Annotated in this window: 7 protein-coding genes and 1 pseudogene; 2 read left to right on the forward strand and 6 right to left on the reverse strand. The window is 63.7% G+C overall.

What is annotated here, in order from left to right; all coding sequences use genetic code 11:
• Positions 1-3 precede the first annotated feature (3 nt).
• Positions 4-510, reverse strand: coding sequence for a GNAT family N-acetyltransferase (locus tag HYE77_RS15855; RefSeq protein WP_032898758.1), 507 nt, complete (start codon positions 508-510; stop codon positions 4-6).
• Between the two features lie 189 nt (positions 511-699).
• Here HYE77_RS15855 and HYE77_RS15860 point away from each other — a divergent pair, with 189 nt between their 5' ends.
• On the forward strand, positions 700-1,572 hold the full coding sequence (locus HYE77_RS15860; RefSeq protein ID WP_177068977.1) for an undecaprenyl-diphosphate phosphatase: 873 nt from the start codon (positions 700-702) through the stop codon (positions 1,570-1,572).
• On the opposite strand, the gene HYE77_RS15865 is transcribed toward HYE77_RS15860, so the two are convergent.
• Positions 1,569-2,525: a Dyp-type peroxidase gene (locus HYE77_RS15865; protein ID WP_003220100.1), complete on the reverse strand. Its 957-nt coding sequence runs from the start codon at positions 2,523-2,525 to the stop codon at positions 1,569-1,571. The two genes, HYE77_RS15860 and HYE77_RS15865, sit on opposite strands and share 4 nt — an antisense overlap.
• A 329-nt stretch (positions 2,526-2,854) precedes the next feature.
• On the opposite strand from HYE77_RS15865, the pseudogene HYE77_RS15870 reads away from it, so the two are divergent.
• Positions 2,855-4,594: pseudogene (locus tag HYE77_RS15870) on the forward strand (dipeptidase).
• A gap of 34 nt (positions 4,595-4,628) precedes the next feature.
• Here HYE77_RS15870 and HYE77_RS15875 read toward each other — a convergent pair.
• From HYE77_RS15875 to HYE77_RS15890, 4 genes are all read right to left on the reverse strand, one after another.
• Complete coding sequence (locus HYE77_RS15875) at positions 4,629-6,368, reverse strand: ABC transporter ATP-binding protein (RefSeq protein ID WP_177068978.1); 1,740 nt, start codon at positions 6,366-6,368, stop codon at positions 4,629-4,631.
• Positions 6,362-8,155 (reverse strand): ABC transporter ATP-binding protein, encoded by a 1,794-nt coding sequence (locus tag HYE77_RS15880; protein WP_177068979.1) that lies wholly within the window; start codon positions 8,153-8,155, stop codon positions 6,362-6,364. The genes HYE77_RS15875 and HYE77_RS15880 overlap by 7 nt, the downstream gene beginning before the upstream one ends.
• Before the next feature lie 91 nt (positions 8,156-8,246).
• Positions 8,247-9,206, reverse strand: a complete 960-nt coding sequence (locus tag HYE77_RS15885; RefSeq protein ID WP_177068980.1) for a FecR domain-containing protein — start codon at positions 9,204-9,206, stop codon at positions 8,247-8,249.
• 8 nt (positions 9,207-9,214) lie between these two features.
• Positions 9,215-9,724, reverse strand: a complete 510-nt coding sequence (locus HYE77_RS15890) for a sigma-70 family RNA polymerase sigma factor (RefSeq protein WP_102606099.1) — start codon at positions 9,722-9,724, stop codon at positions 9,215-9,217.
• Positions 9,725-9,901: the final 177 nt, after the last annotated feature.

Below are 9,901 nucleotides of genomic sequence, written 5' to 3' on the forward strand. Positions count from 1 at the left end.
GGTTCAGTGCAACGCCGCGCGCGTCACCAGGAAACTCAGCAGGTTCGGCTCATCGTCCAGCTCGATGGCCTGCACCGGACGCGGCAGGTTATCCAACACAGTGCGCCAGAACGCCTGGCTCACTTCATCCTGATCATAGAAACGCACCAGCCAGTTCGCCTCGCCGCTGCTCAACACCTGAGTGGCGATGGCGCGGCCAATGCCCTTGCGGCGGTAGCGTTTGAGGATGAACAGGTCCGCCAGTTCCAGCGCATCGATCCCCGGCAGTTCGCTGCCTTCGATCAGCAGGAAGCCGGCGATGAAGCCGTCGACCAGCAGCAAGTTGGCACTCCACTGCGGGTCTTCCCAGTAGCGGGCCAGGTGCTCCTCATGGATGTAGAAGCGACCGTCCACCTCGACATCTTCCTGTTCCCAGTCCGAGGACTCGTAGGCGTAGAACTGGTAAAGGTTGGCGATCAACGTGGCGTGTTCCGGGCCGGTCTCGATCAGTTCGACGGTGGTATCGGGGATTGCAGGCATGGGCATCTCGGCAAAAAAACAGGCCGCCATTGTCAACAAAGCCACCTGCAATGCCAATACACCGGCCAAGCTTTCTGCTTGCTGAACCGATCGCGCTTTTCTCGTGTCAACGACAAAATCGTTACAAAGTTAGACTAAACTCCGCGTCACTTCCCTCCCCTTGCTTTCAGGATAAGTACTTTGACAAACGTCTGCACCAGCGGCCTCGATGTCGGCTTTGCGTCCCTGGATTACCTGCAAATAGGCATCCTGGGCATCATTCAGGGCATCACCGAATTGTTGCCCGTGTCTTCCACCGCCCACATGCGCATCGTGCCCGCCCTGCTCGGCTGGCCGGATCCCGGCTCGGCGTTTTCCGCGGCCATGCAGTTGGCCGCCCTGGCAGCAGTGGTCAGTTACTTCTGGAAGGATGTACGCCAGGTCACGGTCGGCAGCATCACCGCGGTGCGCCAGGGTGACTACAACAACCAGTGGTTCAAGCTGGCGGTGGCCATTGTGCTGGCGACGATTCCGATAGGGATTGCCGGGATAGCCTTGTCGTCGACCCTCAACTCCTGCAACTCGCCGCTGCGCGGGCTGATGGTGATCGGGATTTCCTGCCTGGTGATGGCGGTGCTGCTGGCGGCGGCTGAACTCAGCGCGAGGCATAAGCGCACGGTGGGCGAAATGCGCCTGCGGGATGCGCTGATTGTCGGCATTGCGCAGATCGGCGCGCTGATTCCTGGGGTTTCCCGCTCGGGTTCGACCCTGACCGCCGCACTGTTCCTCAACTTCAAGCGTGAAGAAGCGGCGCGGTTTTCGTTCCTGCTGGGCTTGCCGGCGATCGCCCTCGCGGGGCTGAAAGAGCTGTGGGTATTGTTCCACGCCGAGCTGCCCGCCCACGCCTGGCCGCATTTGATCTTTGGCCTGGTGGTTGCCAGTGTGTCGGCGTTCTTCGCGATCTGGGGCCTGATGAAGTTCCTGGAGCGATTCTCCACCTGGCCGTTCGTGATCTACCGCGCGGTGCTGGGGGTGTTCCTGATTGTGGCGGTGAGCACCGGGTTGTTGGCCTAAGGCGCGCGGTCGGCCAGTTCTTCGAGCAAATCCGCAGACGGTATGAAGAACAGGCCGCCGGTGACCGCCGTGCTGAAGTCCAGCAGGCGGTCATAGTTGCCGACCGGTCGGCCGACAAACATGTTCTCCAGCATCAACTCCAAAGGCTCTGGCGAGCGCGCGTAGCCGATAAAGTACGTCCCGAATTCCCCCGCGCCCGGCCGGCCAAAGGGCATGTTGTCCCGCAGGATCTTCACTTCCTCGCCGTCCTTGGTGATGGTGGTCAATGCACTGTGGGAATTGCTCGGTTTGGTCGCATCGTCGAGCTCGATGTCCGACAACTTGGTGCGCCCGATCACCCGCTCCTGCGCCTCCACCGACAATTCATTCCAGGCCTGCATGTTGTGCAGGTACTTCTGCACCATTACATAGCTGCCGCCGCTGAACGCCGGATCCTCATCACCGACGATGGTGAAACCCACCGCCTTGCGCCCGACCGGGTTCTCGGTGCCGTCGACAAAACCGATGATGCTGCGCATGTCGAAATAGCGGAAACCCTGGACCTCGTCCACCACCGTCACCGCATCCCCCAGCGCCGCCATCAACTGGGTGGCCAATTCGAAACACAGGTCCATCTGCTCGGCACGAATGTGCAGCAGGATATCCCCCGGCGTGGCCGGCGCCAGGCGCCCGGCCACGCCCACTTCCTTGAACGGATGCAACGCTGCTGGCCGCGGCCCCCCGAACAGCGCATCCCACGCCTTGGAGCCAAACCCTGCGACACACGTCAGGTTGCCCGCCGGTACACGCTTGCCGACCGAGCGCACCAGGCCGGCGATATCGGCGCACCAGCTGCGCACCGCCTCAGCCGAGTCACTGCCAGGCGCCAGGGTCGCGACCATGAAAATGGCGCTGCTGGTGATCGGGCTGCAGACGGATTGGGGTTCAAGGTTTTGATCGGATGGCGATGTCATTGAGAGGTCCACGGGTGGCGGTCGAGATTCAACGAGCGCAGATTAGCAGACCACCAAACCCTGTGGGAGCTGTCGAGCTTTAGCGAGGCTGCGAAGGCGGCAGCAGTGTCAACATTGATGCTGCCTGACCCACCGCTATCGCAGCCTCGCTAAAGCTCGACAGCTCCCACACTGGATTTTCGTTTATGCGCCACTTGTGCATTTCCTCCGGACAAATCCCACAACGGGGGCTCCCCTCCTGCGCCCTCCCGATGGTAGTGTGTGAAATTGTTTCTGACCTTTCGATCAGACATTTCTCACTAACTCCCTGCAAAGGAATGCCCCCAGCAATGGATTTTTCCCTCAAGCAACTGGCCGTAGCCACCCTGATGGCCGCCAGCCTTTCGGTGTTCACCACCCAAGCTCAAGCCAACCTCACCCCACAACAGAACGCCGTCATCCTGAAGACCTTCAGCGATGCCTCGGTCAAGGATTTCCGGCAGTTCCTCGCCAGCCTGGCCAAGAATGACGTGGCCAAGAGCGACAACCTCGGCCCGGCCATCAGTGCCTTTCTCGACAATAAGGACCTGAGCGCCGACCAGCAGAATGAAATCCATCGCCTGCTGGGCCTGTATGCGCGGGTGAAGTACGGCGCCGCCGCCACTGAAACCCTGCGTGAGCTGGTGGAGATCCCGACCTTCCAGGTCGCCGGCGTGGCCCAGCACGACAATCCCGAGTTCATCAAGATCGCCGCCAAGATCAAGAGCCTGGCCGAGTCGTTCAACCTGAACTTCCGCAACATCGACAACCGCGTCTACGAGATTTCCCTGGAAGGCAGCGGCGATGAAGTGGTCGGCATCCACGCTCACGCGGACGTGGTACCGGTAACCCCGGAAAACTGGGTGCTCAAGGACGGCACCAAGCTCGACCCATTCAAGGTCACGCTGATCGGCGACCGGATGTATGGTCGCGGCACCGAGGATGACAAGAACGGCATCGTGGTGGCGATGTACGCGATGAAGGTGATCAAGGAAGAGAAGCTGCCGCTGGCGCGCAATTTCAAGCTGCTGGTGGATACCACCGAGGAAACCTCCGGCGACGCGATCCCGTACTAATTCGAGCACAACCCAACGCCCAACTACAACCTGGCGCTGGACGGCGGCTACCCGGTGGTGATCGCCGAGAAAGGCTACGGCACGGTCATGGCCAAGTTCCCCAAGCGCAAGGCTGAAGGCCAAGGCGCAGAAATCATCTCGATGACCGGCGGCAAGGCCACCAACCAGATTCCGTCGGCGTCGGTGGTGACATTGCTCAGCGACAAGCCTGCCGAACTGGCCGCCAGCCTGCAAAAGGCCGGCAGCGAGTACGCCAAGCGCAATGGCGGCGACTTTGAAGTGGCGGCCAAGGTCGTCGGCAAGGACGTTCAGTTGACCGTCACTGGCGTGTCCGCCCACTCCTCCGAACCGGAATCCGGGGTGAACCCGGTAGCCAGGGTCCTCGACTTCCTCAACAGCCTCGACGGCAAGGTCGCGCTCAAGCACAACCAGTTCACCGACGCCGCGCACTACGCCGCCAACAACTGGGGCCTGGATTACCTGGGCGCCAAGCTGGGCGTGGGCTTCTCCGATGCGTTCATGGGCCCGCTGACCACCTCGCTGACCTATGTGGGCGAAGATGACACTACCTTCAAGCTGGCGGTCAACCTGCGGGTGCCAAAGGGCAAGTCACCGGAAGCGCTCAAGGCCGAAATCGCCGACAAGCTCAGCGCCTGGACCAAGAAAAACCACGTGGCTGTGACCTTCGATTACTCGATCGCCGAGCCGATGTACCGCAACCCTGAGGGCGAGTGGGTCAAGGCGCTGTTGGCGGTGGCCAGCGAGAACCTGGGCATGGAGCACAAGTACGGCACGTCTGCCGGCGCTACCTCGGTGCATGAGCTGCCCAACGGCGTGCAATTCGGCCTGGCACGGCCGGAGGTCAAGTACACCGGCCATACCGACAACGAGTTCAAGACCGTCGACCAGTTCCTGCTGGACCTGCAGATCGTCACCGAAATGATGGGCCGCATCGGGCAACTGCCAAAGCTCTGACCTGCCCTTCGGACCCGCCGCCCTGGCGGGTCCACTAAGCGATACGCCAGCCTTTCGATGCTCGCCGCTGCGCGAGGAACCGGGCATAGCGCCCTTGCCTTGCGGTCAATTGCTCAGGCGTGCCCTGCTCCACGATCCGGCCTTCATCGAGCACCACGATCTGGTCGGCCATCACCACCGTCGACAACTGATGCGCGATCACGATCAGCGTGCATGTGCCGCGCAAGCGTGCCAGGGTTTCGGCGATGACCGCCTGGTTCTCGGCGTCCAGTGCTGCCGTGGCTTCGTCCACCAGCAGGATCGGCGCGCCCTTGATCAACGCACGGGCGATCGCGACACGCTGACGCTCGCCGCCGGACAGGCGTGCCCCGCCCTCACCCACCGTGGTCGACAGGCCCATGGGCAGGCGCTCGATAATCTCTTGCACGCCAGCCTGCCGCGCGGCCTCCAGTACTTGTGCGTCGCTGGCGTCGGGTTTGCCGAGGCGAATGTTGTCGGCGACGCTGCCCTGGAACAGGTACGTGTCCTGGAAGATCTGGCTGATCTGCGCGTTGAGCTGCTCACCGGACATCTGTCGCACATCCACGCCTGCGATGCACACCTGGCCCTGGCTGACCTCGAAAAACCGTGCGACCAACCGCAACAGCGTGGTCTTGCCCGAACCGGAAGCCCCCACCAGCGCGGTCATGCTGCCGGGCTCGATACGCAGGTTCACCCCGCGCAGCACGTCCCGCGAACCGGCCGCGTGGCGAAAGGTCACATCGAACAGTTCCACCGAGGCATCCCGTGGAGATTGCGGCGCGCTCGGCGCCTTCAGGGGCGACGCGGCCAATATCTCGCGCACCGCCTCAAGCTGCACCCCGGCGCCGCGCAATGTTTCGCCATAGCCGGCCACCTCCAGCAACGGGTCAATGAAGCGGCTGACCAGCAACAGCGACACCATCACCGCAATCACCGAGCCCACGTGCAAGGCATTTCCCAGGTAAGCGTCAAGCCAGAGCGCGGCGGCGATCAACAAGGCCGCGAACACCACCTGCACCAGCCACATGTTCAGCAGAATCGAGGTGGCGGACAGCAGGATCAGGCGCGCCCCGGTCACGTGCTGCTGCTCGATCGCCCGTTGCAGGAACACCGAGCTGCCGCCGCCACTGAAGGCACGCAACACCGACTGCGACTGGGCGAACTCCAGCATGCGCTGGCTGGTTTCGGCCGAGCTGCGCTGGAACGCCCGGTCGGCGCGCCGCCCAAGGCGGGCGCTGAGCCAGAACGCGCCGCCGAGAATCGGCAACGCCAGTAAGGCGATCAGGCCCATTTTCCAGTGCAGCACAAACAACGCCAGTACCAGCACCAATGGCGTCACCACGCCGCTGAGCACCGGAGTAAATACATGGGCCGGCAGCTGAGCCACGGCCATCATGCCCTGGGTCACCACCTGGTTGAGCCGCGCCGTGTTATCAGGCGTGAACCAGCCGACAGGCAGTTCGGCCACATGGTCGCCGATGCGCTGGCGCCCGCCTTGCAGCACCGCCACACCCACCGCGACGCCAGCCTTTTCAACCTCGCGTCGCGTGGCCCAACACGTCGCCACCGCCGCCAGGAACACCACCAGCCACAACGCCGCTTCGGCCAGATCACCGTTGAGCATGTCGGTGAGTACCGGCACCAGGGCGGCGAGGGTCAGCCCGCACAGCGCACCGTAGAACATCACTTTCCCGACATAGCGACGGAAGACCGGCCCGTCATCGCCCAACAGTTCGATAAAGGTTTTCAGCATGTCAGCAGCGCCTGTTCGCGAGTCTGTTTGTAACCGCCCGACGCCCACAGGCGCGCATAACGGCCCTCTTGCGCGATCAGTCGAGGATGGGTGCCCTGTTCAACAATACGGCCGTTTTCCAGCACGATGATGTGGTCGGCGTGCATCACGGTATCGAGGCGATGGGCAATCACCAACAGCGTGCGCCCTTGGGCGAAGCGCGACAGCGCCTCCTGGATTGCCACCTCGTTTGCAGCATCGGCGGCGGCCGTGGGTTCATCCAGCACCAGCACCGGCGGCGCCAGTAATACTGCGCGGGCGATGCTGATACGCTGCTGCTCGCCACCGGACAACTGCGCGTCCTCGCCAATCACCGAGGCATAGCCCCGTGGCAAGCCGATGATGCACTCATGAATATTCGCGGCCCGTGCCGCCGCCTCGATTTCCTTGCGGCTGGCGCTGGGCCGGCCGAGGGCGATGTTTTCGGCAACGCTGGCGTGGACCAGGCGCACCTCTTGCAGCACAAAGCCGATCAGGTTGTAGAGCTGCGAGGTCTCGATCTGCCGCAGGTCGACGCCGCCCAGGGTGATACGCCCCTCGGTCGGGTCAAAAAACCGCAGCAGCAGGCGCGCCAGGGTCGACTTGCCCGAACCCGAGGCGCCGACGATGGCGGTTACGGTGCCAGGCTTGAGGGTGAAGCTGATGTTCGACAGTACCGGGTGCTGCGGGTCGTAGGCGTACCCGAGGTTTTCGACGCGTACTTCGGCGTCCCTGGGCAAGCGTTCGCCCCCCGGCTCCACCTGCGCCAGCACCGGCGTCGCCAGCAGTGCCTGCACGCGCTGGGCCGCGCCGATGGCGTTGTCCAGATCATGCACGATGTAACTCAGCAGCATCAGTGGCGCGCAAATGCCCGGTGCAACAATGGCGAACGGCAGCACCTCCACCGCGCTGATCCAGCCCAGGCTGACAAACACCAGGCCAAACGTCAGCACCATGGCGAGCACCGTCACCGGGGCGATCATCGCGTTGGCATTGGCCATCGTCCCCACCAGTGGCCGGGTGAACTCAACGAAGGCTTCGCTGAACTCATCTACCGCCTTGCGGTAACTGGCGTGGGCCTTGCCGGTGGCACCGAAGGCCTTGACCACCGGAATGCCGTTGACGAACTCGACCACCGCGTTATTGACCCGGGTCATGCGCTCGACAAAGGACTGCATGTGGCTGCCGCTGGCTTTCATCGCCCGGGTAAAAAACAGCAAAAACCCCGGAAACGGCAACAGCGAGACCAGCGCCATGCGCCAGTCCACCATGAACAGATAAGCCGCCGACAGCAGCACGGCCCCGGCACAACGGCCCACGGTGGTGTAGAAATGCGCAGTCAGGCTGTGCAGGGTGCCGATGTCATCCTGCATCGCCTGCTTGACCTCGCCCGACGCCCGCTCGGTGAACCAGCCCAGCGGCACCTGGCTCAGGCGCTGGGCGATGGCCAGGCGCAAGTGGCGAGTGATGTGGTTGTCGGCCAGGTGCGCGACCGTCTCCGCAACTGTCATCAACAGCAGGCCCGCGGACAGGCTCGCCAGGCTGAGGCTGATGGTCAACCAGACCTCGCCCGATGCCTGGGCCATCGACGGCGCGCCGAGGGCGACCCTGGCGATATGCACAATGCCCCCCAGCGGCACCAGCGTCAGCATACTGCCCACACCGGCCAGCAGTGCCGCAGCGATCAGTCGCCCGCGCACCGGCCGCAACACTTGCGAGACCGCGCCCCGCCCCCTGGGTTTGGCCGCAGCCACATCCTTGTTACTCATGAAGTCTCCCTGACTGAATGAGCCTTTGCTCGCCCTTACCTTATCTTCCGAACGAGCGGCCAAAACCCTCAATCGAAACCTCAAGGAATTTTCAGGCAGGGGCGCGGACCGTCACCCAATAGCGGGTGCGCCGCACCACCTGGATCGGCAACGCGGCGGCCAGGTTGTCCAGCGCCAGGTCGGTGTTGTCCAGGTGCAATACACCGCTGACCCGCAGCATCGCCACCTCAGGCGCACAGCGCAGTACACCGGGGCGGTAGCGTCCCAGCTCGGCGATCAGTTCGTCCAGCCGGGTACCATCGGCCACCAACAGGCCCTTGACCCAGGCGATGCTGCGGTCAGTCACTGCTGCGGTCGGCTGCACGGTGTCCCTGGAAACCGTGGCGCCTTGACCTGCCTCCACCCGCGCACCTGCGCCATGGTCGGGCTGCACCTGCACGGCGCCCTCAAGCACGGCCAACTGGCAGTTGCCGTCGTCGCATTGGCGCAGGCTGAAACGCGTGCCCAGGGCATGAAACACGCCCTGGCGACTCTGCACCCGAAACGGCCGGGGTGACGGCGCGGTCGTGATGAAGACCTCGCCGGCCCGCAGCAGCACCAGGCGCTGGTCGTCATCGAACTGTATGTCAACTGCTGAAGCCGGGCCCAATACCAGGCGGGTACCGTCGGGCAATACCACTTCGCGAACTTCGCCGGTGCGGGTGCTATGGCCGGCACTCGCCAGCTGCCAGGCGTCGGTGCGGCGCACGCCGTAGGTGAGGCCACCGGCTGCGACCAACAGGCCCAGCAGGCGCAGGGTGCTCCGGCGATCGGGGGAGTCGGGAGCGTCGGGTTCGGCCAGGCTGTGCCTGGCCACCGGCGCGGGGATGCTGTGGAGTTTTTGCTCGAAGCCCAGCAGGCGCGTCCAGGCCAGTTCGTGGTGGGGATGTTCGGCGCGCCAGTGCAGGCAGTTGGCGTGGTCTTCGGCACTGGCGTCATCGGCCCACAGGCGGGCCATCCAGGCGGCGGCGCGCTCGATGATATCCGGGGAGATTGGCTGCTCGGTCGACATTGCGAGGGTCAGCCGTACAGGGTCTGGTAGCAGGCCAGCAGGCCCGCGGCGATGTACTTTTCCACCGAGGAGACGGAGACCTGGAGCTCGGCGGCGATCTCGCGGTAGCTCAGGCCATCGAGCTTGCACAGCAACAGGGCCTGGCGCGCCTTGGGTGGCAGGCTGTGCAGGGCGGCGTCGATTTGGATCAGGGCCTCGATGGCCAGGGCGCGGGTTTCTTCATCGGGGGCGCAGGGTTCGGGCAACAGGGCCAGGGCTTGCAGGTAGGCGGATTCGATCTGGCGGCGGCGGTAGAGGTCGATGACCAGGCCGTTGGCGATCTGGGTCAGGTGCCGCCGGGATTCGCCGGTGGGCGGGAGTTGGCCCTTGCGCATGAGTTGCAGGTAGACGTCGTGGGCCAGGTCGGCGGCGTCTAATGCGTTGCCCAGCTTGCGGCGCAACAGGGTACGTAGCCAGGCGTTGTGGTCGACGTATAGATTTTCAACCTGGCGTTGAAAGGCGAACTGTCCGATGTTCACAAACCTCTCCTTTTACCCAATGGGCCCGGGGTGCTGGGGCGATTGGGCTGGTAATGATTTGCAAGACTATCGGCTCTGGGCTGCGGGTGCAATGCGGGGGGCTAGCGGGGGGGATGGCGGGGTTATGGGTACATATCCGTTGCTGCGGTCACGGCTGCTATTGGTTCCGCTCTTACA

Origin of the sequence: Pseudomonas sp. IPO3774 (genome assembly GCF_013386835.1) — a bacterium.
Taxonomy (GTDB): domain Bacteria; phylum Pseudomonadota; class Gammaproteobacteria; order Pseudomonadales; family Pseudomonadaceae; genus Aquipseudomonas.

Bases quoted from the DNA above. Each gene is read 5' to 3' on its own strand.
- HYE77_RS15875 (WP_177068978.1), bottom strand. From the start codon at position 6,368: ATGCTGAAAACCTTTATCGAACTGTTGGGCGATGACGGGCCGGTCTTC.
- HYE77_RS15880 (WP_177068979.1), bottom strand. From the start codon at position 8,155: ATGAGTAACAAGGATGTGGCTGCGGCCAAACCCAGGGGGCGGGGCGCG.
- HYE77_RS15885 (WP_177068980.1), bottom strand. From the start codon at position 9,206: ATGTCGACCGAGCAGCCAATCTCCCCGGATATCATCGAGCGCGCCGCC.
- HYE77_RS15865 (WP_003220100.1), bottom strand. From the start codon at position 2,525: ATGACATCGCCATCCGATCAAAACCTTGAACCCCAATCCGTCTGCAGC.